General features: G+C 43.0%; 24 protein-coding genes and 3 tRNA genes. 13 read left to right on the top strand and 14 right to left on the bottom strand.

The annotated features are described in order from the left end of the window. Window positions 1–45 precede the first annotated feature (45 nt). Window positions 46–2,478: a phosphoenolpyruvate synthase gene (gene ppsA / locus H0W44_06450; GenBank protein ID MBA3582078.1), complete on the bottom strand. Its 2,433-nt coding sequence runs from the start codon at window positions 2,476–2,478 to the stop codon at window positions 46–48. A 263-nt stretch (window positions 2,479–2,741) separates the two neighbouring features. Between ppsA and H0W44_06445 the strand changes: the two genes are divergently transcribed. Continuing rightward, the gene (locus H0W44_06445; GenBank protein MBA3582077.1) at window positions 2,742–3,197 is read left to right on the top strand and encodes a transcriptional repressor; all 456 of its coding nucleotides are present in this window, start codon (window positions 2,742–2,744) and stop codon (window positions 3,195–3,197) included. A 4-nt stretch (window positions 3,198–3,201) separates the two neighbouring features. Here H0W44_06445 and H0W44_06440 read toward each other — a convergent pair whose 3' ends face one another. Further along, the gene (locus tag H0W44_06440; GenBank protein MBA3582076.1) at window positions 3,202–3,777 is read right to left on the bottom strand and encodes a DUF3299 domain-containing protein; all 576 of its coding nucleotides are present in this window, start codon (window positions 3,775–3,777) and stop codon (window positions 3,202–3,204) included. 84 nt (window positions 3,778–3,861) lie between these two features. Here H0W44_06440 and H0W44_06435 point away from each other — a divergent pair, with 84 nt between their 5' ends. From H0W44_06435 to H0W44_06395, 9 genes are all read left to right on the top strand, one after another. Beyond that, complete coding sequence (locus H0W44_06435) at window positions 3,862–4,269, top strand: MerC domain-containing protein (protein ID MBA3582075.1); 408 nt, start codon at window positions 3,862–3,864, stop codon at window positions 4,267–4,269. A 9-nt stretch (window positions 4,270–4,278) separates the two neighbouring features. Further along, window positions 4,279–5,499 (top strand): GTP-binding protein, encoded by a 1,221-nt coding sequence (locus H0W44_06430; GenBank protein MBA3582074.1) that lies wholly within the window; start codon window positions 4,279–4,281, stop codon window positions 5,497–5,499. 17 nt (window positions 5,500–5,516) lie between these two features. Next, complete coding sequence (locus tag H0W44_06425) at window positions 5,517–6,089, top strand: DUF2796 domain-containing protein (protein MBA3582073.1); 573 nt, start codon at window positions 5,517–5,519, stop codon at window positions 6,087–6,089. Window positions 6,090–6,104: 15 nt separating this feature from the next. Next, window positions 6,105–6,848 (top strand): ABC transporter ATP-binding protein, encoded by a 744-nt coding sequence (locus H0W44_06420; GenBank protein ID MBA3582072.1) that lies wholly within the window; start codon window positions 6,105–6,107, stop codon window positions 6,846–6,848. After that, the gene (locus H0W44_06415) at window positions 6,845–8,107 is read left to right on the top strand and encodes an ABC transporter permease (GenBank protein ID MBA3582071.1); all 1,263 of its coding nucleotides are present in this window, start codon (window positions 6,845–6,847) and stop codon (window positions 8,105–8,107) included. Before H0W44_06420 ends, H0W44_06415 begins: the two co-directional genes overlap by 4 nt. A 101-nt stretch (window positions 8,108–8,208) precedes the next feature. Continuing rightward, window positions 8,209–8,907: a pirin family protein gene (locus tag H0W44_06410; GenBank protein ID MBA3582070.1), complete on the top strand. Its 699-nt coding sequence runs from the start codon at window positions 8,209–8,211 to the stop codon at window positions 8,905–8,907. Window positions 8,908–8,917: 10 nt separating this feature from the next. After that, window positions 8,918–9,487 carry an NAD(P)H-dependent oxidoreductase gene (locus H0W44_06405; GenBank protein ID MBA3582069.1) on the top strand — a complete coding sequence of 190 codons (570 nt, stop codon included), beginning with the start codon at window positions 8,918–8,920 and terminating at the stop codon, window positions 9,485–9,487. Between the two features lie 198 nt (window positions 9,488–9,685). Continuing rightward, entirely contained in the window at window positions 9,686–11,797 is a 2,112-nt protein-coding gene (locus tag H0W44_06400; protein MBA3582068.1) for a TonB-dependent receptor, read from the top strand. 72 nt (window positions 11,798–11,869) lie between these two features. Beyond that, window positions 11,870–13,264, top strand: a complete 1,395-nt coding sequence (locus tag H0W44_06395) for a PepSY domain-containing protein (protein MBA3582067.1) — start codon at window positions 11,870–11,872, stop codon at window positions 13,262–13,264. A 3-nt stretch (window positions 13,265–13,267) separates the two neighbouring features. Here H0W44_06395 and H0W44_06390 read toward each other — a convergent pair whose 3' ends face one another. From H0W44_06390 to H0W44_06335, 12 genes are all read right to left on the bottom strand, one after another. Further along, window positions 13,268–14,209 (bottom strand): cation transporter, encoded by a 942-nt coding sequence (locus H0W44_06390; GenBank protein MBA3582066.1) that lies wholly within the window; start codon window positions 14,207–14,209, stop codon window positions 13,268–13,270. Between the two features lie 83 nt (window positions 14,210–14,292). Beyond that, window positions 14,293–14,382 (bottom strand) — tRNA-Leu (locus H0W44_06385). 43 nt (window positions 14,383–14,425) lie between these two features. Further along, window positions 14,426–14,499, bottom strand: a tRNA-Cys gene (locus H0W44_06380). Window positions 14,500–14,609: 110 nt separating this feature from the next. Further along, window positions 14,610–14,685 (bottom strand) — tRNA-Gly (locus H0W44_06375). Window positions 14,686–14,755: 70 nt separating this feature from the next. After that, complete coding sequence (gene pgsA / locus H0W44_06370) at window positions 14,756–15,319, bottom strand: CDP-diacylglycerol--glycerol-3-phosphate 3-phosphatidyltransferase (protein ID MBA3582065.1); 564 nt, start codon at window positions 15,317–15,319, stop codon at window positions 14,756–14,758. A 2-nt stretch (window positions 15,320–15,321) separates the two neighbouring features. Next, window positions 15,322–17,142, bottom strand: coding sequence for an excinuclease ABC subunit UvrC (gene uvrC, locus H0W44_06365; GenBank protein ID MBA3582064.1), 1,821 nt, complete (start codon window positions 17,140–17,142; stop codon window positions 15,322–15,324). 5 nt (window positions 17,143–17,147) lie between these two features. After that, a complete protein-coding gene (locus H0W44_06360) occupies window positions 17,148–17,783 on the bottom strand; it encodes a uracil-DNA glycosylase (GenBank protein ID MBA3582063.1) in 636 nt (211 codons plus the stop codon). Beyond that, the gene (locus H0W44_06355; GenBank protein MBA3582062.1) at window positions 17,780–18,442 is read right to left on the bottom strand and encodes a response regulator; all 663 of its coding nucleotides are present in this window, start codon (window positions 18,440–18,442) and stop codon (window positions 17,780–17,782) included. The genes H0W44_06360 and H0W44_06355 overlap by 4 nt, the downstream gene beginning before the upstream one ends. 16 nt (window positions 18,443–18,458) lie before the next feature. Further along, the gene (locus H0W44_06350; protein MBA3582061.1) at window positions 18,459–19,391 is read right to left on the bottom strand and encodes a ketoacyl-ACP synthase III; all 933 of its coding nucleotides are present in this window, start codon (window positions 19,389–19,391) and stop codon (window positions 18,459–18,461) included. Window positions 19,392–19,402: 11 nt separating this feature from the next. Further along, on the bottom strand, window positions 19,403–20,437 hold the full coding sequence (plsX, locus tag H0W44_06345) for a phosphate acyltransferase PlsX (GenBank protein ID MBA3582060.1): 1,035 nt from the start codon (window positions 20,435–20,437) through the stop codon (window positions 19,403–19,405). 100 nt (window positions 20,438–20,537) lie between these two features. Further along, window positions 20,538–20,738 (bottom strand): 50S ribosomal protein L32, encoded by a 201-nt coding sequence (gene rpmF / locus H0W44_06340; protein MBA3582059.1) that lies wholly within the window; start codon window positions 20,736–20,738, stop codon window positions 20,538–20,540. A gap of 36 nt (window positions 20,739–20,774) precedes the next feature. Next, window positions 20,775–21,329: a DUF177 domain-containing protein gene (locus H0W44_06335; GenBank protein ID MBA3582058.1), complete on the bottom strand. Its 555-nt coding sequence runs from the start codon at window positions 21,327–21,329 to the stop codon at window positions 20,775–20,777. A 244-nt stretch (window positions 21,330–21,573) separates the two neighbouring features. Here H0W44_06335 and H0W44_06330 point away from each other — a divergent pair, with 244 nt between their 5' ends. The 3 genes from H0W44_06330 to maf are packed head-to-tail and all read left to right on the top strand — an operon-like array spanning window position 21,574 to window position 25,451. Beyond that, window positions 21,574–23,007, top strand: a complete 1,434-nt coding sequence (locus H0W44_06330; protein MBA3582057.1) for an acetyl-CoA carboxylase biotin carboxylase subunit — start codon at window positions 21,574–21,576, stop codon at window positions 23,005–23,007. Between the two features lie 30 nt (window positions 23,008–23,037). Further along, complete coding sequence (gene oadA, locus H0W44_06325; protein ID MBA3582056.1) at window positions 23,038–24,858, top strand: sodium-extruding oxaloacetate decarboxylase subunit alpha; 1,821 nt, start codon at window positions 23,038–23,040, stop codon at window positions 24,856–24,858. An 8-nt stretch (window positions 24,859–24,866) separates the two neighbouring features. Beyond that, entirely contained in the window at window positions 24,867–25,451 is a 585-nt protein-coding gene (gene maf, locus H0W44_06320) for a septum formation inhibitor Maf (protein MBA3582055.1), read from the top strand. Window positions 25,452–25,459: the final 8 nt, after the last annotated feature.

Here is a 25,459-nt window from a genome sequence, read left to right as displayed (position 1 = left end):
AATGATTAACAAGGCGGCCTCTGGGTAGCGCTTAGTGCAACTTAATTAACGATTAACCACTTCAGCCAAATGTGGCATTTTTTGTTCGGTTTTTAAAACAATACTTTTCATTTCTAACAAGCTATCAGGATTTAATGATATCGATTGAATATTATGCTCAACCAAAAATTCCGTAAACTCCGGAAAATCTGACGGCGCTTGACCACAAATACCAACATATTTGCCGCGACGATTACATGCTTCAATTGCCATCACTAACAACGCTTTGACCGCATCATTGCGTTCATCGTAACCCGTTAAAATACCGGAATCACGATCCACGCCTAAAGTTAGCTGCGTTAAATCATTTGAACCGATTGAAAAACCATCGAAGTGATCAAGAAATTGATCAGCGAGTAGGGCATTAGCAGGTAATTCGCACATGAGATAAACTTTTAAACCATTCTCACCACGCTTCAAACCATTTTTTGCTAATAACTCTAATACACGTTTACCTTCTGCCACAGTGCGCACAAAAGGCACCATTAGAATCATATTGTCTAAACCCATTTCATCGCGGACTTTTTTCAAAGCCTGGCATTCCAATGCAAAGCAATCGGTAAATTCAGGCGCAAAATAACGTGATGCACCACGAAAACCTAACATCGGATTTTCTTCATCAGGTTCATAACGATCGCCACCAATCATGGCGGCATATTCGTTAGATTTAAAATCACTTAAGCGAACAATCACCGGGCGAGGGTGAAACGCGGCTACTAATGTACCGACGCCTTCGGATAATTTTTCTACATAAAATGCTTTTGGATCTGTGTAACCCCGCATATTTTTTTCAATGCGATACTGGGTATATTCATCTAACTTATCAAACTCTATTAAAGCGCGTGGATGAATGCCAATAGAATTATTAATAATAAATTCCAAACGTGCCAAACCAACACCTTCGGAAGGCAAGAAAGAAGCTTCAAATGCAATTTCCGGATTACCAACATTCAGCATTAATTTTGTGCGTGTTGTTGCCAATCCCGACAAATCAATTTGATGTTTTTTAAAGGGCAGGAGACCTTCATACACATAACCACTATCACCTTCAGCGCAAGAAATCGTTAAGGCTTCACCTTCACTAATACGATTCGTTGCATCACCACAACCCACGATCGCCGGAATACCTAATTCACGCGCAATGATCGCAGCATGGCATGTACGTCCACCACGATTGGTGACAATCGCAGAAGCACGTTTCATAACGGGTTCCCAATCAGGATCCGTAATATCGGTTACTAATACTTCGCCATCGTGCAAATCGTGCATGTCTTTCGCTTCTAAAATAACTTTAGCTTTACCCGAAGCGATTTTTTTACCAACGCTTTTACCTTGCGCCACAATTTTTTTCGCATCAGCCGCCACTTGCAACTCATAAACTTCATGGATCAAATGATTGCTTTGTGATTGCACCGTTTCAGGACGCGCTTGCACAATAAATAATTCATTGGTCACGCCATCTTTGGCCCACTCAATATCCATGGGAGAATAACGATTGTGTTTATTGCAGTAGTGATCTTCAATAATCGCAGCATAACGGGCGAGGGTAACAATTTCTTCATCGCTTAACGTAAAGCTACGTTGATCTTCAGGATGAACTGGCACATTCTTCGTTGACATACCGGCTTGATGATCGCCCGTGTAAATCATTTTTAAATCTTTACTACCTAACTGACGTTTAATAATAGGTAAGGTATTGGGCTTAGCAAGCGCAGGTTTAAATACATAATATTCATCGGGATTCACCGTGCCTTGCACGACGTTTTCACCTAGGCCATAGGCCGCCGTAATAAAGACCACATTCTTAAAACCGGTTTCAGTATCAATGGTAAACATCACACCCGATGACGCCATATCGGAACGCACCATCTTTTGTACTGCAATCGACAAAGCAACGCCGGTGTGATCAAAGCCCTGATGTACACGGTAGGCAATGGCACGGTCTGTATATAATGATGCAAAGACCTTCTTACAGGTGCTGATAAGGTTCCGCGTCCCGCGAATATTAAGATAACTTTCTTGCTGGCCTGCAAAAGAGGCATTCGGTAAGTCTTCAGCGGTAGCTGAACTACGGACGGCAACGTCAGGTTTTTCCATGCCGTATTCTTCGGCCAGTTCATTGTAAGCACTGATGATTTGATCGCGCAGATCTTCAGGCATTTCGCCGTATTCAATACTGGCTCGAATTTTACCGCCGATATCATGCAAACTATCCAAATCCTCAACGTTCAGCTGAGTGATAAGATTTTTTATTTGTTCATCTAAGTTATTGAAAGTTAAGTAATAACGAAATGCTTCAGCGGTAATAGCGAAGCCATTTGGGACCTTAACACCCAGCTTTGAAAGCGATGAATACATTTCACCCAGTGACGCATTTTTGCCGCCGACAATAGCAACATCGTCAATCCCAACTTCACTGAAACGCTTTATATAAGTCATCAATAGGCCCGTCCAAAAAGATGCGCAATTGTATTGATTGGCTACGACAATGGGAAACGGTAATTAATGCCAGCCGCAGTGAAGATGGGCTTTACTGACTAAATAGCCTTAAACCCGTGCTTTGCGCTTTATTATTTACTTCGCATAATGTGTATTATGTTAAATAGAATAACATTCGCAATCAGTGTGCAGTGCGATCTTCTGAATAGCTTTGAAATACCGACATCCGAGTGATAGCTGCTTTCGTTATACTAAACAACCTTATGTTTAGGCTTGTTCACGTGAATATTGAAAATGATCATTTATTAGCGACACTTGATACGCTATGCCAGCAACAAGGCTTACGTTTAACTAAAAGCCGTCGCGAAGTATTTGAGCTGATGCTCAGGTCAGGCCACGCCATCGGTGCCTATGATTTATTAGATATGCTGCAAACGACCACACCTTCGGCCAAACCTATCACTGTTTATAGAGCCCTTGATTTTTTAAGTGCGTACGGCTTTATTCATCGCATTGCGTCAGATAGCACTTTTGTCGTGTGCCGCCATCCTCAAGACACGAGTGTCGGTCAATTACTCATTTGTGAACGCTGTGGCTCCGTCACCGAGGCGCATACCAGCGTTTCAATGCAGTCATTGGAGGCGCAAGCAGCTAAGATTGGATTTAAGATTAATCGACAAACCATTGAAGCACATGGAATTTGTCAGCACTGCGGCTAACATATCATTTATAGATGTAAACTTTATCCGCCTTCAATGTATAACTAGACGCGGCGATACCCTTCGCAACTTTTTCAATTTGCAACGTCCCCACTACCCAAAAGGGATCAATTATTTCCGCCGCGGTTAAACCTTGTGGATATCGAACATAGATTATTTGATTAGGCGGTGGTGGCGGTACATGGATGCAAGCACCAAAATACGGCACCAAGAAAAATTCATAAATGTGCTTTTCATCCATTTCAATCGGCACAATAAATCCGGCAATCTTGATGTACTGGCCATGCATGGTCGGGACGGTTTTGGCCGAACTATAAACCTCTGGTAACTCCCACTTAAGCTCCCCATTTTCATCAAAATCCATCACGATGTTGTGACTAATCGGGGGCGCCAGTTGCAAAGCTTTTTGATCACTGGATGGCATTAACGCGGTCCATTCAATAGTTTTGGGCTTTGCTGGCGCCATTTTTACCGACTTTTCAACTATGGGCTTACTCGCTGGCGCTGCAATTCCAGCCGCACAAAATAACAGCAAGCACAGCGCTAAATTTTGCCTGACCAAATACCGTACTCGATTCATAAAAACACCTATTTATGTAATATTGTAACAATATTGGATGTGTAATAATATTACGTATCTTGAATTCTAAAACGCTGACCCACCATGCCTAATCGTAATAATCCAGAACTCCGTTATTTCGATGGTAGCGCGCTACTACTATCGCTTATTTGTTTGGCTCACTGCTTATTGCTGCCCCTGCTCATCACCGCCTCGCCTCTCATAAGCATATTCACTGATGCCGAATGGTTACATATCGGCTTATTGACTACCGCTATTCCAGTAAGTTTGCTGGGATTATGGCTAGGTTTTCGCCAGCATCGACAACTCGCATGGCTGCTGATCGGCATAATCGGATTAACACTGATGACACTCGCAATAATGTATGCCAACAATGAAAGCCAAGAAACTTACTTCACGGTGAGTGGCGTTATTCTAATCGCAATCGCTCATTGTTTAAATTGGCACAGTCATCAACATCACTCTTCGCGTCCGACAAAATCACTCTCTTAAGGTATTGGTATGCAAAAAATATTACCCGTCACGGTTTTATCTGGTTTTTTAGGCGCGGGAAAAACAACGTTACTGAATGCTATTTTACGTAATCAACATAATTTACGTATCGCTTTAATTGTAAACGATATGAGTGACATTAATATTGATGCCAGCATAGTAGCGAATGAAATCTCATTAAATCGGTCCGAAGAAAAATTAATTGAAATGAGCAACGGTTGCATTTGCTGTACTTTACGCGAAGATTTACTGAAAGAAGTAACGCAACTCGCCAAAGAAAATCGTTTTGATTATTTGCTGATAGAATCGACTGGCATCTCAGAACCTTTACCGGTGGCTGAAACATTTACCTTTCGCGATGATGATGGCGTGAGCTTATCGGATATTGCTCGATTAGATACTATGGTGACAGTGGTCGATGCCGTTAACTTCATGAATGATTATCAAATGGCCGAAAGCGTACGAGATACCGGGCAATCAAGTGGTGAAGACGATGATCGCAATATTGCAGATTTATTAATCGAACAAATTGAATTTGCCGATGTTTTACTCATTAGCAAAGCCGATTTAATTTCTGCCGAAGAAACTAAAAATCTGCAAGCGATTCTGCGCAGCCTTAATGCGGAAGCAAAAATTTTACCCATGAGAATGGGAGATGTGGCGCTCAAGGAAATTCTTAACACTCATTTATTCGATTTCGACCGTGCTGCACAAGCTCCTGGTTGGTTAAAAGAAATGCGCGGTGAACATATTCCTGAAACACAAGAGTATGGTATTACTAATTTCACTTACAGCGCACGTCGACCTTTTCATCCTGAACGTTTTTACAACTTTTTATCACAAGGATGGAATAATGGTACCCTGCTACGCTCCAAAGGTTATTTTTGGTTAGCCACGCGCCCCGATTATGCAGGTGCGTGGTCACAAGCCGGAGGCCTCATGCATCATGGTGTTGCGGGTTTATGGTGGGCAGCGGTTGCCGAAGATCAATGGCCGCAACATCCCGCTGATATTCAACGTATCTTAGAAAAATCGGTTGAACCTTTTGGGGATCGTCGCCAAGAAATTGTTTTCATTGGCCAAAATATCGACGAAGCATCAGCCCGCGAACAACTGAATGCTTGTTTGCTCACTGACGAAGAAATGCAACAATCTCCCGCACAATGGTCAAACTATAACGATCCCTTCCCTAGCTGGGAACAACCGACTACCGACGACTCTTTACACTGATACTAGGAGCAATCTTTATGCATACGACAATTCGTTTTTTTAGTTTACTCCTCATCGCCACTGTCGCATCATTAGCTAACGCAGAATTAGCCGAACATCATGATGCTCATAAACACGGTACGGGCAAATTAGACATCGTCATTGAAAAATCCATTATTCAAATTAATTTAGAATCACCGGCTGACGATATCGTGGGTTTTGAACACAAACCTAAGAATAAAAAACAACGAGAAGCTATTAGCAAATCTGTAGCCACCCTTAAAAATGGCAATGTCTTATTTATCTTTAATCCAGAAGCCGGCTGCAAATTACAATCCGCTGACATAGAATCGGCACTCATAAGTTCTGAGCATGCGCACAATGATGGCAAGCATAAGCACGATAAAGCCGCACACGCAAACGAAGAAAGTCATGCGGATTTTGATGCTAGCTATACATTCAGTTGCCAGAATATCAGCCGTCTTAAAATCCTGAACGTAAATCTATTTAAAGACTTTCCGAATTTAGAAACATTAAATGTACAATTAATTAATCAAGACAGACAAAGCGCAGCGGTAATTTCCAAGAAAAAATCTACTATTACCTTTTGATTCAGAAAAACCAATATGCAAACGCCTTCCATCGAAAACCGTGAATCTATTGTCACCATACAAAATCTCGGTTTTTGTTGGCCCCGGCAACAACATTGGGCACTCGAAATCGAAGAATTAACGATTTATAGAAATGAAAAAATATTTATCAAAGGCGCTAGCGGCAGCGGTAAAAGCACTTTGCTTAATTTATTAGGCGGCGTTTTTAAACCAAATACTGGCGACATTACGGTGCTAGACACCTCGCTTAATGCTTTGTCGGGTGCGCAACGTGATCGCTTTAGAGCAGACAATATAGGTTTTATTTTTCAGCAATTTAATTTGCTACCCTATCTTTCCATTGTCGATAATATTATTCAGCCCTGCCACTTCTCGAAACGTAGAAAACACAACGTTTTAAAAGAAAACACCACACTTGCTAATGAAGCAAGTCGACTGGCGGAGCGTCTTGGGATTAATAATAATTTTTTACATAAACGCAATGTCGCCGATTTAAGTGTCGGCCAACAACAACGAGTAGCCGTGGCACGTGCATTAATTGGACAACCTGCATTAATTATTGCCGACGAGCCCACCTCTTCCCTAGATGCAGACAGCCGGCATAATTTCCTTGAATTATTATTTGAAGAATGCGACAAAACCCACAGCACACTTATCTTCGTTAGTCATGATCAGCAATTGGCTACGGCTTTTGATCGCTGTCTTGACATGAAATCGCTTAATAGAGCGCTTACCAACGAACCATCCACTTATTTATGAATATATTTAAACTCGCTTTTAGCAGCTTGCTCAATAGAAAATTTACTGTTCTATTAACAGTTTTTACGATTGCGACCAGCGTAGCTTTATTGCTTATTGTGGAGCGTGTTCGGGTAGAAGCGCGTTCTGGTTTTAGTAATACAATTTCTGGAACTGATTTAATAGTCGGTGCACGTACGGGTTCAGTGCAATTATTATTGTATTCTGTATTTCGAATGGGTGACGCAGTTAATAATATTTCATGGGATACTTATCAAACAATTAGCAGCAGCACAAAAGTGGCATGGTCCATTCCCTTGTCGCTGGGCGACTCACATCGCGGTTATCGAGTATTAGGTACAACGGAAGATTACTTTAAACATTATCGTTATGCGCGAACAAAAGATTTGCAATTTGCAACAGGCAAACCTTTTAGCGATTTATATGATGCAGTCATAGGCGCAGAAGTAGCGAAGGAACTTAATTACAAACTAAATCAATCGATTGTTATCGCTCATGGCACTTCGCAAGTTAGTTTTTCTTTGCACGATGACAAACCTTTTCGGATCGCGGGGATATTAGCTAAAACCGGTACCCCCGTTGATCGTACCGTGCATGTCAGTTTAGCGGCGATAGAAGCTATTCACATCGATTGGCAAGCCGGTGTACCACCTGCACCCGGTGAGGAAATTAACGTTGTGACTAACCGACAAAGCGATTTAACACCCAAAACGATTACGGCATTTATGCTGGGCTTACATAATAGAATCGACACTTTTCAACTTCAACGCAGTATCAATCGTTATCCCAAAGAAGCATTACTTGCGATTTTACCGGGCGTTACCCTACAACAATTGTGGGACAGTTTGAGCATGGTAGAAAAAACGCTGCAATTCATTTCAATTTTCGTAGTACTAACCGGCTTAAGCGGTATGTTAGGTGTCATTCTAAGCTCGTTAGCTGAACGTCGTCGCGAAATGGCTATCTTGCGCGCTATCGGTGCACGCCCTATTCATATCGTCGCATTATTACTCAGCGAAGTTATCATCGTTAGCACAGTAGGCTGTCTGCTAGGTTTATTATTACTATATGGATTTTTATTATCTGCCCAATCTTTACTCGCAGAAAAATTCTCTCTGTCATTAAGCATAAATCTACCCAGTTATTATGAAATTTTTCTATTAAGCAGCGTCATCATTGGGGCTATTCTCGTAGGCTGCATTCCTGCCCTGCGCGCTTACCGCCAAGCACTGGCTGATGGATTAACCCTAAAGATTTAAAACTATTTGCATGCACTAATTCTGTGGCGTAGCAGCGTTTGATTGCGGTGATGGTGAACTTACCTTTATAGTAAGCACAATATAATCACCGGTTGAATACAATGCTTAAAATTCGTGCTAGTCAACAACGTGGCCACGCTAATCATGGCTGGCTAGATTCATATCACAGCTTTTCCTTCGCTAATTATTACGATCCTCAGCACATGGGTTTTCGTGCTTTAAGAGTCATTAATGAAGATCGTATCGCCGGCGGCGGCGGTTTTGGAGAACATCCGCATAATGATATGGAAATTATCACTTATGTTACCGAAGGCGCTTTAGAACATCGCGACACGTTGGGCAACAGCACTGCCATCCTAGCCGGTGATGTGCAACGCATGAGCGCGGGCACAGGCATACGTCATTCGGAATTTAATCATTTTAAAGATCGCAGCACTCGCCTTTTACAAATTTGGATTTTGCCTGAGCGTACCGGCATTGCGCCGGGTTATGAGCAAAAATCATTTTTAGATGCATTTAAACAACAATCATTTGTATTAGTGGCTTCACAAGACGGCCGCGAAAATTCAGTTTCTTTGCATCAAGATGTGAATATCTATGCGGGTAAATTTAAACAGGGACAACAACACGACATTACACTGTTAAATCATCGGCATGGATGGCTGCAAATGATTGATGGCAATTTACGTATTAATGAACATCAACTCATACGTGGCGATGGTGTGGCGATTAGCGAAGAAAATATGCTTCGCTTAGAAGCCCTTAGTGATGCTGAATTTTTATTTTTTGATCTTGCTTAGGATATTAAGCATGAAATTTTTATTAATCGCTGCCTCATTACGCAAAGATGCATTAAACAAAAAACTCATCCGCAATGTTGAGCGTATTCTCAATGCCGTACAGCCCGACATAGAACACAAAATTTTAGATTTAAATGATTATCCAATGCCTGCCTTTGATGGCGACATTCAAGAACACAACGGCATACCCGCATCCGTCAAAGCACTCGGTGAAGAAATCAGCCAAGCGCAAGCTATTATTATCGCCACCCCGGAATATAACGGCGGCATTCCCGGACATTTTAAAAATACGGCTGATTGGGTCTCGCGTTTAAAACCCAATCCTTGGGCCAACAAAGCCATGCTATTGATGTGCGCATCACCCGGTGGATTGGCGGGTATTCGCGGTTTATGGCACACGCGTGTTCCATTTGAAGCAATGGGCGTTCACGTCTACCCTACTTTGTTTGGACTGCCCAATGCAGGCGATGCATTTGATGCAAATAACGTTTTACACGATACAAAAATTCAAGATCGTCTAACAACATTATTAACTGATTTTAGTCAGTTAACTAAAAAATATAATGCTTACATTAAATGAGCATTAGCTTGAGCTAAATGCTTGCTTGCCAAGGATGGCAAGATTTTTTTGAATTAAAGATGTCCGCTGGCTCAACAACACACAGCGATTGCTCAAAATACACATTTTAGCTTTGCTAATGCGACATTTTGTCGCATTACGCCCGACAACTTTCCTCTATATAATGCACGCAATTAATTAACCTTTCGGATTACGTGCATGTACTCTTTACAACAATGGCTGGCTATTGGCCTGCTGAGCACTACGGCATTGCCCACTTTATGCGCGGCAGAAGTGAGTGCTACGACCCTTGATACGAAAAAACATCAAAAAAATCTCGAAGAAATGGTAGTAACGACTTCCGGCAATCAACAAGAAGCATTGGCTGTACCCGCCAGCATCTCTACTTTATCCGGCGAAGAAAATGCGAATGACCACGCGAGCTGGATTGGTGAAACTATTAATCAAATGCCGGGTGTATTTTTTACACAACTACGCGGCCCTGTCGATGCACCTGCGATTCGTTTGCCTGTTTCATACAATAATGTTTATTTATATTTACAAGATAACGTACCACTACAATCCCCTATTTCATTTAATCATGCAGCCTTTGCTTATTCCGCTGCGCTGACTTCTTTTGGTGGTATGGAAGTTTTAAAAGGCCCAGGCACTGCATTGCACGGATCCGATGCAATGGCAGCCGTAGTGAATACACTCAGTCAAAAACCTACTTTCGATAAAAAACATTCTATGGGTTTACGTAGCGGCGAAAATAATCTGGTTGATGCTCGCGTAGACATCAATACTCCCATTAATGAACAACACGCTGTGCGGATTGCTTTTTCGTATCAACAAGATGATGGTTGGCGCGAGACTTCTGCATGGGAGCGCGCGCAATTACTAGCGCGTCACTTATATGAAAATAATGAGTGGGAAATTAATAGCATTTTAACCTACACAGATTTTAATTCACAAATGCCCGGCATTCTTGATGCAGACCAATACAATGATGACCCGAGTCAAGATGGTTTAGATGCCGAAGTTAATCGTGATGAAGCACAAGGAACGAGTCAATATTTACGTATAAGTTCTGAAATGAGCAAACAACTATCTGCCCAAACTAAAATACAAATAACACCTTATTACCGCACCATTGACAGCGGTTATATGGCTATCTGGGAACCAGAAACAACACCATTAACCAATAAAACTACCGATACTGTGGGTCTACTTAATCGCCTCTATTTTAGTTACAGTAACAACACCGAAACTGTATTGGGATTTGATATTGAATCAACCCAATTCAATACACGCACTGAACAGACCCGTGTTACGCGCATCGTGTATGGCACTACCTACCCGCAAGGTGTGCATTTAGATTACGACGTTGATTATCTTAGTCTCGCGCCATATTTACAGCATACGCAACCGCTAGGTGAACATTGGATCGTAGTAGCGGGTTTACGTTACGAAAATTCAAATTACAAATTCACTAATCATCTAAACAGCAGCAATGTTACTCCTGATCATCCTTACCTAATTCTTGGCGAACGAGATGATGATGATTTTTCACAGCTTAATCCAAAACTCGGCATTACTTATCGTATCAATCATATGCAAAGTGTATTCGCTCGGTATGCACATGGCTTCAGAATTCCTGATGCCACTGAACTTTATGAATTGGATCCTGCTCAAGCACAATTCAAATTAGATCCGGAAAATATTGATAGCATTGAGTTAGGTTATAAAGCGTGGCTTGATAATAATATAGGCCTAGATATTTCTGCTTATCGCATGGACACTAAAGATGGCATCGTTGCAGGAGTTACTACACCTGCCGGTGATATTTCTGAAAATGGCGGCAAAGCGCGTTATCAAGGTATAGAACTAGGCGTGAGCAGTCCTTTAGGTAATAATTTCAGTATGAAATTCGCTTTCGCGATTACCGATAATACTTATATACAAAAATTAGCAAGTGGTAATGATCCTGCGGATGGCAACACCATTCCTTCATCGCCGCGTACTATTGGCAATTTACGGCTAGATTTTCATCCTGTCGTATTACATGGCTTTAACGTTGAAAGCGAATTACAACATCTGGGTAGCTGGTACCTAGACGAAGACAACACCACAAAAACACCCGACGAATATATTTTAAACTTGCGCGCGGCTTACGACATGACTTCACAATGGTCTGTTGACGTAAAAGTATTAAACGTACTCGACAATCATTACGCCACTACAGCAGAAGCACCTTCGTGGGCACCTGATGGTGTTTATCGTCCCGGCACACCGCGCACAGCGAGCGCTGGGGTGGCTTATTCTTTTTAACATCACGTCATCAACCATAGCTTAATCAAAAGGCCATCCCTTAGAAACGGATGGCCTTTGGGTATTTAAAAAATGAAAACCACTATTGAAAAAAATTCCGATAATCAATATAAAAAACTCTACGCCTTGATTTGGCGGTGGCATTTTTATGCAGGATTAATCTTTCTGCCGATTATTATGCTACTTGCGATCAGTGGTGGCATTTATTTATTCGAGCCTTATTACAATGAATCGATCCGGGATGAATATCTAATAAAACCACCCACCGATAGTCAAACGTCATTAAGCGTCACACAACAAATTTATATCATCAAGAAAATTTATCCGACGGCAAAAATAACCGCGATAAGGTTATCAAACGACGCTCATCACGCCAATGAAATAAGCCTTATTCAATCGCATGCTTCACATAGTGGAATAGCAACTCCGATAGATTCTAATAATAATCACCATAACAAAGTTATCAGTGACGCCTCGCAAACGCATCTAACTGTATTTTTAAATCCTTATACTGGCGAAATAGTAGGCAAGTTTGATGAAAGCCAGCGATGGATGCCGTGGATACGCGAATTACACGGAGAATTATTATTGGGTAAATTCGGCACAAAATTTGTTGAGCTCGCCGCTTGTTGGGCTTTAGTATTATTAATCAGCGGATTTTATTTATGGTGGCCACGCGGCACATTTTCACCATGGGGTTTATTACTGCCCCGCTTAAAAAGCAGTAAGCGGATTTTTTGGCGAGATATACATTCCGTAACGGGCATCTATCTATCCATATTGTTATCGGTATTATTAATAAGCGGCTTGCCCTGGACCGACATCTGGGGCGGCAGCATGCACCTCATCCAAAAAAGGATTGGGCAGTCTAGCGAGCCCGCATGGTTGCCGAATTTATATTCATCCGTGGTACCAGATAAATTAACGACACCGATTGGCATTGATACGGTTATCCACGCCATTAATAAAAAAATATCACAAGATACTAGCGTCAATATCAATTTTCCTAAAAATCCCGACAGCGTTTATCACGTTATAGTGAATTCACCGAATCCTGCTCAACAATGTTATTTTCACATTGACCAATACACAGGCGCGGTTTTAGGTCAGCAATGCTGGGAAGATATGCCATTAATGGCACGCGCAATTGAAATTGGAGTTGCGATTCATGAAGGCCACTATTTCGGCACCGCGAATCTCGTGTTATGCCTCATAACAGCATTAGGCACTTTGTTAATCTGCATTAGCGGCATCATCATGTGGTGGCAACGTCGGCCAGAATCCATCAATGGTTTTTCTTTAGCCTCTGCTCCGCCATTGCCAAAAAACTTTAACGTTTCGGGTAATCTAATTTGGCTAATTATTTTATTGGGAATTTTATTACCGGCTTTAGGTATTTCATTATTATTGTTATGGATTATCGATAGCCTTGTGCAAAAATATTTAAAGTATAGAAATCCCGTTTAAATATTAATTATCAGCATCCCAACTATGACACATATGTTCCGTAGTCGAAGATGTTTCAATTTGCAAAGTACTATGCCCAATGCCAAATTTTTGTTTAATGGTAGCAGCGGTATTTAATAAGAAAGCATCGCTCGTCTTACCTTCTGGTATCAGCAAATGAGCAGTCAATGCGGTGATAGTCGTGCTGATAGGCCAAACATGTAAATCATGTACTTGTGCGACCCCTGGTAAACTTTGAAGATAAGCGCGCACTTCTTCAACATCAATATTATTCGGTGCTGCATGTAAAGCCATGCGCACAGCATCACGCAATAAAGACCACGTGCTGCCGATAATCACAACTGCGATAAGCACGCTGATGGCTGGATCTAACCATTGCCATGCAGTGAAGGCAATACCGATACCGGTTAATACCACACCCACCGACACCAAAGCATCGGCCACCATATGCAAATACACGCCTTTGATATTGATATCTTCGTGTTGACGCGCAACAAACAACCACGCCGTTGCTGCATTAATCACAATGCCAATGCCTGCAACCGCCATCATTACCGAAGTATTAACTGCAATAGGCTGTTGCATACGATGTAACGCTTCCCAAGCAATGCCACACGCTACTAGTATTAATAAAATAGCGTTCACTAAAGCGGCCAAAATAGTCGCACTACCAAACCCGTACGTAAACCGCGCCGTCGCTTTGCGTTGGGCAAAATGCAAAGCCGCCCACGCTAACATCAAACCTAAAACATCACCGAAGTTATGAATGGCATCAGCAATTAACGCTAAAGAATGCGCAAAGATACCAAACGCTAATTCAACAATGACGAAACCGCCATTTAAAATTAACGCGAATATAAATGCGCGGCGATTTTGTAAATTAAAATGCTGATGATGATCGTGATCTGGCGCGTGAACTTGATGATCGTGAGCGTGTTGAGACATAAATGTACTTCAGCGCCACATAGAGATTGTGAATATATATAGGTATCTAGACGATAGCTTACTAAAATTTCGATACTAACTAATGGTGCCCGGGGCCGGACTTGAACCGGCATGAGGGGTTAAGCCTCGAGGGATTTTAAGTCCCTTGCGTCTACCAATTTCGCCACCCGGGCATCTTGAACTTACACTTACTTTGTTTAGCGCCGCAAAGCGAAATGGAGGCTGGGGCCGGAATCGAACCGGCATCCTCGGCTTTGCAGGCCGGTACATAACCACTCTGCCACCCAGCCTCTGGGTCGCTTAATCCTCTCTTATTATGTTGTTGATGACAAGTCTGCCACCAACACCACATCACCTAAAACAAAAAACCTCGGTAAACCGAGGTTTCCTGCAAAATATTTGGAGCGGGAAAAGGGACTCGAACCCTCGACCCCGACCTTGGCAAGGTCGTGCTCTACCAACTGAGCTATTCCCGCCTGGTGAGGTGCGTATTGTAGCGGCGCGTTTATTTGAGTCAAGCAATCAAATGCTTTCTTTCGGAAGATATTAGTTTGCGTTTTCTTTCATGTAGGGCCACGCCGCGCGCAGATAAATCAACATGGAGACCACCGTCAAGATCGCGGCGATAATTAAACACACATAACCCAGGTGATAAATTGATATGCCGAATAAAGGTTCACGATATAGCAGCAAAATAATGGCGATCATTTGAAAGGTGGTTTTAAATTTACCTAAAGCTGAGACGGACACGCTGGCGCGTTTGCCTAATTCCGCCATCCATTCACGTAAAGCCGAAATAGTTATTTCACGACCAATGATAACCGCCGTTGCTACGGCTAACACTAATGTAGGTTCTTTATATAAGACGAGAACCAGTGCAACGGCGACCATGAGCTTGTCGGCAACGGGATCAAGGAACGCGCCAAACGCGGAATGCTGTTTTAAACGACGTGCCAAATAGCCATCTAACCAATCTGTAATTGCTGCAAGCGAAAATATTACTGCGGTTACTGGTGAGCTCCACGAATAAGGCAGAAAAAATATCAGCATCATTACGGGAATGAGCAGCATTCGGGAAACGGTCAATATATTAGGTAAAGTCCAAAGCATGATTAACTCTCATCCGTATGCAGACTATTGTATATGGCTTCCGCGAGCTTAGGGCTGATTCCTTGAACTTTGGCCAGCTCTTCAATGCCGGCTTGTTTCACACCTTGCCAACCGCCAAACGCTTTGAGTAATTGCTGACGACGTTTCGGTCCTAAGCCCGGAATATCTTCTAAGACAGATCGTTGGCGTGCTTGACCACGACGTGCGCGATGTCCCGCAATCGCAAAGCGATGCGCTTCATCACGAATTTGTTGTATCAAATGAAAACCCGGGCGTTCCGGACTGAGTAACAAGGTTCGTGCTAGTGTCGGTAAAATTAATTTTTCTTGCCCTGGAATTCGTTCAGCGCCTTTAGCGATGCCAACAATCAACACGCCTTCCACTTGTAATTCAGTGAGTACCGCTACCGCTTCTGCTACCTGCCCTTTACCGCCATCAATAAATAAAATATCGGGTAAGCGACCTTCACCGCGTTTAAGTCGCGTATAGCGGCGCTCCAGTGCTTGACGCATCGCAGCGTAATCATCACCCGGTGTAATTCCTTCGATATTAAAACGACGATAATCCGTTTTCAGCGGGCCATTACTATCAAACACGACACAAGCACCTACGGTAGCTTCGCCTTGCGTATGCGAAATATCAAAACATTCCATACGCGTAGGCGGCGTTTCCAAGCTCAACGCTTCAGTTAAATCCTCTAAACGCTCCGTCATGCCTTGCCGCGAACGTAAACGCGCCTTCAATGCATTATCCGCGTTCGCTTGCGCCATATTGAGCCAACGTAATCGCTCGCCTCTAACTCGATGCGTAATAATGATGCGTTGTTTACTTTGCATCACTTCTTGCAACGCGACTTCTAGCAAGTCGCGCTCGGAAATTTCTACATTCACAATAATTTCTGCAGGCACGCGTTGGCCTTGACTGTAATACTGCGAAATAAAAGCCTGCGCAATTTCTTCCGCCGTAGCATTAGCGGGCGTGCTCGGGAAAAAACTTTTATTCCCCAAATTACGCCCATGGCGAATAAAAAATACTTGCACACAACTTAGGCCATTTTCCACAGCGACCGCGACGATATCCAGATCGCCTTTTTCACCGCTTATATATTGCTGCTCATGCACGCGTCGCAATTGTTGTACTTGATCGCGTAACCGTGCGGCATGTTCATAATCCAATTTTTCCGCAGCAACATCCATTTGCGCAATTAAGCGATCAATCACGGCTTGATTTTTACCTTGCAAAAATAAACGCGCGCTATCAACATCCCGTTGATAATCTCCTGGACTGATGAATGCTACGCAAGGCGCTGTGCAGCGTTTAATTTGGTATTGCAAACACGGTCTCGAGCGATTATTGAAAAAATTATCTTCACAGGGTCGAATTTGGAAAACTTTTTGTAATAAGTTTAGCGTGTCGCGCACCGCGACCGTGCTTGGATAAGGTCCAAAATATTCACCTTGACCGCGTTGTTTGCCCCGATCAAATGCCAGCTGCGGATACACATGCGGCGAAATAAAAATATTGGGATAACTTTTATCATCGCGCAATAAAACGTTATAACGGGGTTTATGCGCTTTAATTAAATTACTTTCCAGCAACAAAGCTTCCACTTCATTGCGTGTAATAGTAATTTGAACATTGACCACTTGCGCCATCAATGCTTGAGTTTTGACCGCTAAACCGCTTTGACGAAAATAACTACTTAAACGATTTTTAAGATTTTTGGCCTTACCCACATATAAAATAACATCGCGCTCACCCAGCATCCAATAAACACCCGGCAAGGTGCTGACATTAGCGAGAAAAGCTTTGGCGTCGAACATAATAATTAATCAAGTAAATGCTTGGCCGTGGCGAATACAGCGTGAAACATCTCCGTGGTTAAACGGCGAGTTTGCGTGTTGTAACGACTGCAATGATAACTATCAATTAACCATTGTCCTGATGGAAGTTTATGTTGCGCTGCATGCGCAAAAGGATAAGACGATTTTTTTAATTTGAATCCAGCTAATACGGCATTATGCGCCACCGTTCCTAACGCAACTATCACAGCATCATGCGGCACGGCGTTTATTAACTCTGCCGCTAAATATTGATTGCACATATTAATTTCGTCAGTCGTGGGTTTGTTTTCCGGCGGTAAACATTTGACAGCATTCGTAATACGGCAATTTTTTAATATCAAACCATCATCCACATGTTCAGCAACCGCTTGAGTAGAAAAACCAAAACGATATAAGGTTTCATACAACAAAATACCCGCATGATCACCGGTAAAAGGTCGGCCAGTACGATTTGCGCCATGCATACCCGGTGCTAAGCCTACTATCACCAAACGCGCGTGCGGATCACCAAACGGCGGCACGGGTTTCGCAAAATAATCGGGGTGAGTAACTCTAATTTGTTTTAAGTGCTGGGCTAACCGAGGACATTGCTGACACTCTAAATTAAAATACACACTCATACATCATCGGTGCCGGGTCGACTTGCGGGGCGATTGAGCAATCCGCCTTCCATACACATGCGAGTCAACTCAACATCATTTGCACAATTAAGTTTTTCTAGCAAGCGTGAGCGATAGGTGCTCGTGGTTTTAGGGCTTAAATGTAATTCTTCTGCAATATGCCGATTACTAAAACCTTGGCTAATTCGAATTAACACTTCAATTTCTCGTTTAGATAATCTATCCAACGGCGACATGTCGCCATCTAAAATAGATAACGCTAGTTTTTGCGCAACCACCGGAGAAATATAACGCTGTCCTACACACACTTGTTTAATGGCACGAATCATTTCATCTAAATCGCAACCTTTGGTGAGATAGCCTGCTACACCAAATTTAATAGTATGTTTTGAAATGGGTGTTTCAGATTCCGCGGTGAGAATGATTACCCGCGTTTTTTTATAACGATCAATAATACGTTTTGCAGCTTCCATGCCGCCCATACCGGGCATATGCAAATCCATCAACACTACGTCGGGGAATTTTTCTTGACACGCCTTCAATGCATCTTCGCCGCTAGAACATTGACCGATGACTTCTATTTCTGGCACATCACTTAACAAACGCACCACGCCGGCACGCACTAAATCATGATCGTCTACGACCAATAGTTTTATCATCTTCACTGCCCAGTGATTAATAACGTACTAAAGCGGAACCCCATGTAAAACCGCCGCCAAACGCTTCCATCAATAACACTTCACCACGTTTTATGCTGCCTGCGCGCACTGCATGATTTAATGCTAAAGGAATGGAGGCCGCTGAGGTATTGCCATGTTTATCAACTGTTACCACCATACGATCCGCCGGCAAATTTAATTTTTTTGCTGTCGCCGACATAATACGCATATTTGCTTGATGCGGAATTAACCAATCCACATCTTCTTTAGTCATGTTATTAGCTTCTAAGGTTTCATCAACAATACGTTCTAAGGTACGCACCGCGACTCGAAACACTTCATTGCCTTTCATTTTAATCACATTGCACACGGGTTCGTGATACAACAAATCTTCGTAACTGCCATCGGCATGAATATGAGTAGAAATCACACCTTGTTCAGCAGCTGCTTCTAAAATAATGGCGCCCGCGCCATCACCAAACAACACGCAAGTTTCACGATCAGTCCAATCAACGATAGACGACATTTTTTCGGCGCCTATAACGGCAGCCGTTTTAACTTGTCCTGAACGAATCATCGCATCCGCAATGGCGATGCCGTAAATAAAACCAGAGCAAGCCGCATTCACGTCAAAGGCAGCGAAACCTTTTACATTAAAACGTTTTTGCAAACGTGCTGCGGTACTCGGAAAGCTACTTTCTTGCGTACAGGTTGCAACAATAATTAATTCTAAAGCGCTGGCTTCCATAGAAGCAGCTTCTAAAGCCGAACGCAAAGCATGCTCAGCCAAATCAGTGGCGGTTTGATTTTCTGCGATATGCCGCTCGCTTATACCCGTACGATCACGAATCCATTCATCCGAGGTTTCAACTATTTTTTCTAAGTCTTTATTAGTTAAAACTTTATCAGGTAAATATCCACCCGTGCTCTTAATCCGCGAATACACCACAAACAATCTCCTTAATTAACCGGCTCAGCGCTGGCGCTGCTGATACCTGCGGCAATATGTGACAATACATTATGCTCAACTTCAAGCACTGCAACACGAATAGCCGCAGCAAATGCCACTTGATCCGCGCCACCATGACTTTTAACCACGATACCTTGCAAGCCTAATAAGCTCGCGCCGTTATACATACGTGGATCCATTCTTTTTTTCAAACCGCGCAATGCGGGCAACGCGCACAACGCGCCTACTTTACTGAAGAGGTTACGCTTAAACTCTGCTTCCATAAAATGCGCCATTAATTTTGCGGTGCCTTCTGCGGTTTTTAATAACACATTCCCGACAAAACCATCAGCAACGACTACATCGGCTTTGCGTGTAAAAATATCATTCGCTTCAACGTAGCCAATATAATTCAAAGAACTTTTATTTAATAAGACGCTGGTTTCTTTAACAACTTCATTGCCTTTAATATCTTCTTCACCAATATTTAATAAACCCACTCGTGGTCGCACAATACCGGTCACCGCTGACGCTAACACACTGCCCATAATTGCAAATTGCTGCAAATGTTCAGCGGTACAATCAACATTGGCACCCAAGTCTAATATATAAGTACGGCCCTGCATCGCGGGCAATGGCGAGCAAATAGCAGGACGATCAATTCCTGGAATCATTTTTAAAACAAATCGTGCAGTCGCCATTAATGCGCCTGTATTGCCAGCGCTCACACACGCGTGCGCCTTGCCTTCTTTTACGAGGTTAATCATCACGCGCATAGAAGAATCTTTTTTATTGCGCATCGCCTGCGCCGGCGGATCATCCATCGCTACAATTTCTGAGGCATGTTGAATCGTTATACGCTCAACGCACGCAGCATAATCAGGATGGATTTTTAATATAGATTCTAATACGGGTGTTTGACCAACCAATATTAAATGTAAATTCGGATATTCTTTAGCAATAGTTAATGCAGCAGGCACAGTGACTTGCGGGCCATGGTCACCACTCATCGCGTCCAGTGCAACGCTTATTATTTTAGGGCTCATTCAACACCTTAAACGTGACGATTATTTTTGGTCGCCACAAAACGCATCGAGCGAGACAACCGATATCGGCCGCTCGCTCGGCGCAGAGGTATTTCAAAGATTATTCTTCGCTATCGACTTCAGGTGCACTCGCTAAGTCGAGTACTTTACGACCGCGATAAAAACCATCAGCGGTGATTTGATGACGAATATGGGTTTCGCCAGAAGTTGAATCTACTGACAAAGTCGGTGCAGACAATGCGTCATGCGAACGACGCATGCCACGACGCGAACGGGTCATACGGGCTTGTTGTACAGCCATGCTAAATACTCCACTAAAAAATTAAAACAATCATGTCTACTTTTCACTCGGTGATTTGAGTGATTGCAAAACCGCAAATGGATTGGGTCGTGATCCAACAGGTTTATCAACTGCTGGCTCCGTACTTAAGTCGGCACGCAAACGCACCAACATATCCGCATTACACGCTGCCAATGTTTCATGTGCGGGAAAAATGGGTAATCGCACAATCAGTTCATCTTCAATCAAACGCACAGTGGTTACAGAACCATCGGCATCAACTTGCAACGCTTCGAAATCTTCCGATTCAGCTTGCGCTAAATCTTTTTCATCCGTCGTAACTAACAACTTCACTTGCGCATCCAAGATGTAATCGAACTCATCAAGACAACGCTGACACGTTAAACGCACCGTACAACGCAACTGACCGAGCACGCTAATGCGATTAAAATGCGTCTCAGCAAAGCTCAACTCAACGTCTACATCACTTTGCAAACCAACCAATTCCGCTAAGCGTAACAGCCGACTTTGAGGAAAAGATCCCGCAATATCCAGCCGTGCTTTGGCGAACCTTGCCGGGTGCAGAACGTCAGGCAATTTGTCCGGATGCATAGGCGCGCAATTCTATGAATCTATGGGCTCACTGTCAAAGATCATGATGCAATAAGTCATTATTTCTGCTGAAGATTCTGCGGTTTTACGCGCTATCAGAAAAGCCTCACTCAGAGCAAACCTGCTACACTTGCGCCCCATAAGCCGTCGGGATTATGTTCGCCCTCCTTTCAAACCTTGGTTTTTGACCGGCCTTCATATGCTTAACAGGATTAAATAGTAGCTCTATCCTTTTGATTTTAAAATGAATATTCAAAAACCTATACAAAAAATTCTGATTGCGAATCGCGGGGAAATTGCAGTTCGAATTGCCCGCGCCTGCGCTGAAATGGACATAAAATGCGTGGCTATTTATACCGATGCAGATCGCTATGGATTGCACATTAGCAAAGCGGATGAAGCTTATAATATTGGTCCCGAGTCAGTCGCCGGCTACTTAAGCATTCCTCGAATCGTCAATTTAGCGGTGGCCACCGGCTGCGATGCCATCCATCCGGGTTATGGTTTCTTATCTGAAAATCCGGCTTTGGCTGAACAATGCGCGGCACGCGGTATTCGTTTCATTGGTCCTAATGCGGACATCATTCGTCGCATGGGCAATAAAATCGAAGCACGTTTAGCCATGCAGCAAGCGCAAATTCCAGTCGTGCCTGGTAGTGATCACAGCCTGGCAAACTTAGAAGAAGCGCAACAGATCGCAAATGAAATTGGCTATCCCGTGATGTTAAAAGCCACTGCGGGCGGCGGCGGTCGCGGCATTCGGCTTTGTCATAACGAAGCGGAGTTAATCCGCAATTATGATCGTGTTATTTCAGAAGTGACCAAAGCGTTTGGCAACAGCGATGTCTTTATCGAAAAAGCCATCATCAATCCCCGTCACATCGAAGTACAAGTGTTAGCCGACAGCCATGGCAACACCGTACATTTATATGAACGCGATTGTTCTATTCAACGTCGTCATCAAAAACTATTAGAAATTGCACCATCTCCTCAAATTAATAGCGAACAACGCGAATATTTAGGCGCACTCGCCGTGCGCGCAGCGCAAGCTGTCAATTACGAAAATGCGGGAACAGTTGAATTTTTGTTAACTCAAGATCAACAATTTTATTTCATGGAAATGAACACACGTTTGCAAGTTGAACATCCGGTTACCGAAACTATTACCGGCATCGATTTAGTTCAACAACAAATTCGTGTTGCCGCAGGCGAAGTCTTACGCTTCAAGCAAGAAGATATTCGCATTCGTGGTTATGCGATGGAAATGCGCATTAACGCAGAAGATCCGCAAAATGATTTTCTACCCAGCTTTGGTCGCATCACACGCTATTTTGCTGCTGGCGGGCCAGGCGTGCGCACCGATGGTGGCATTTATACTGGTTATCATATTCCACCGCATTATGATTCCATGTTATTAAAATTAATTGTTTGGGCATTAGATTGGGATGCCGTTATCGCGCGTGCTAAACGTTCGCTCAAAGATATTAAAGTGCAAGGCGTTAAAACCACACTGCCTTATTATCAACAAATTTTGCAACATCCAGATTTCATCGCGGGTTCTTTTGATACTAGCTTTGTTGAACAACATCCCGAATTGACGCAATACTCCGTAAAAGCATCACGCAATGAACTCGCGGCGGTTGTCAGCGCAGCCATTGCAGCGCATTTACAACTTTAAATACACTACTAGTCCTCGTCGGAATCATTCATGACACAAATACAAATAACCGAAACCATCTTGCGTGACGCTCATCAGTGTTTAATCGCCACCCGCATGCGCACAGAAGACATGTTACCTATTTGCAAAAAATTAGATGATATTGGCTATTGGTCATTAGAGTGCTGGGGCGGAGCAACCTTTGATGCGTGCGTGCGATTCTTAAAAGAAGATCCGTGGGAGCGTTTACGTAAACTCCGCGCCGCATTACCCAACACGCGTTTACAAATGTTACTGCGGGGTCAAAACTTATTAGGCTATCGCCACTATGCCGATGATGTTGTTAATGCTTTCATTGCAAAATCAGCCGCCAATGGCATCGATGTATTTCGCATTTTTGATGCAATGAATGATGTCCGCAATGTACGCACGGCTATCGAAGCAGTAAAAAAAGCCGGTAAACATGCACAAGGCACTATTTCTTATACCGTAAGCCCCGTTCACACGAATGAACAATTCGTTACGATGGCCATCGCAATGCGTGACATGGGTTGTGACAGCATCGCCATTAAAGATATGGCCGGTTTATTAACGCCGCAAGCGACCGGCGAACTGACCAAAGCGCTCGTCGCTGCACTAGATGTACCGATTCAATTACATTCGCATGCGACTTCTGGACTTGCTGAGTTATGCCAATGGGAAGCGATTAAAAATGGCTGCACGCATATTGATACCGCTATATCCGCTTTTGCAGGAGGTGCAAGTCATCCTCCTACCGAAAGCATGGTTGCCGCTTTACGTGACACACCTTACGACACCGGTTTAAATCTAGAAGCCTTGCAAGAAATTGGTTTTTATTTTCATGATGTTCGTAAAAAATATAAACAATTTGAAAGTGACTACACCGGTGTTGATACACGCGTACAAATCAATCAAGTACCGGGCGGCATGATTTCTAATTTAAGCCATCAACTTAAACAACAAAATGCACTTAACAAAATGAGTGCGGTGTTAGAAGAAATTCCTCGTGTTCGTACCGACTTAGGTTACCCACCATTAGTCACGCCTACTTCGCAAATTGTCGGCACCCAAGCGGTGATGAATGTTTTAACTAGCGAACGATACAAAACCATTACGAATGAAGTGAAATTATATTTACAAGGCAAATATGGGCAAGCACCGGGAAAAATTAATCAAGCTTTACGCCGACAAGCCATTGGTGATGAGCAAACGATTGATTGTCGTCCAGCAGACTTACTACCTAACGAATTAGAAAAATTACGCAGTAAAATTGCAGGCCTCGCCAACAGCGAAGAAGATGTACTAACTTATGCAATGTTTCCTGATATCGGCGGTGAATTTTTAGAACAACGTAACGCCGGCACGTTAGTACCCGAGCCTTTAAAATCTATAAGCCCTAATAACGCATCAAAAGAACCTATACCTGTAGAGTTTGAAATTACTTTGCATGGTGAAACCTATCATATTCGTGTTGATGGTACCGGCCACAAAACCCAAGACAAACGTCCTTTCTATTTAACGGTAGACGGACAACGCGAAGAAGTTTTCTTAGAAACAATTGAAGTAATAAATCCAGATGGTGGCAAAGGCCAACCTAATACCAGTAGCAAACAATCAAAACGTATGAAAGCTACTAAACCCGGTCATGTGACAACGACAATGCCCGGCACTATCATTGAAGTATTAGTCAAACAAGGCGCTATGGTCAAAACAGGTGATGCTATTCTGATTACGGAAGCGATGAAAATGGAAACCGAAATTCAAGCGCCTATTGATGGAAAAATTGTCGCCATTCATGTACAAAAAGGCGACAGCGTTAATCCTGACGAAACCTTGATTGAAATCGAATAAGTCATTATATGTCCAACAGAAAAATCATACTTGCGTCAAGCTCCCCTTTTCGTAAGCAATTATTAGAACGCTTACATATTGAATTTGAAATTTGTTCACCGAATATTGATGAAAGCCGCTTAAACCACGAAGCGCCCACGCATTTAGTAAAACGTCTAGCACAAGAAAAAGCGCAAGCCGTCAGTACGCAATATCCTGACGCTATTATCATTGGCTCTGATCAAGTTGCAGAACTTGAAGGCGACATATTAGGTAAACCTGGCAACCATCAAAATGCAGTGCAGCAACTCACTCAAGCATCGGGCAAATGGGTGCATTTCCACACCGGACTTTGTGTGCTCGATATTCAAACTCAAAAAAGTTTTTGCGAAGATATTCATTTCAGCGTTTTATTTCGTCAATTGACGCCAGCGCAAATCGAACGCTATCTACAGATGGAACAACCTTATAATGCAGCAGGCAGCTTTAAATCCGAAGGTTTAGGCATTAGCTTATTTGAAAAACTCGAAGGCGATGATCCCACGGCTTTAATTGGTTTACCGCTCATTGCCCTGACCCGCATGTTCAATCAATTAGGTATTGCTATACCTTAATTTATATC

The sequence above is a fragment of the Gammaproteobacteria bacterium genome (assembly GCA_013817245.1).
GTDB lineage: Bacteria > Pseudomonadota > Gammaproteobacteria > HTCC5015 > HTCC5015 > JACDDA01.
Note: the sequence above shows the minus strand (reverse complement) of the source record. Positions and strands in the feature narration are given on the sequence as shown.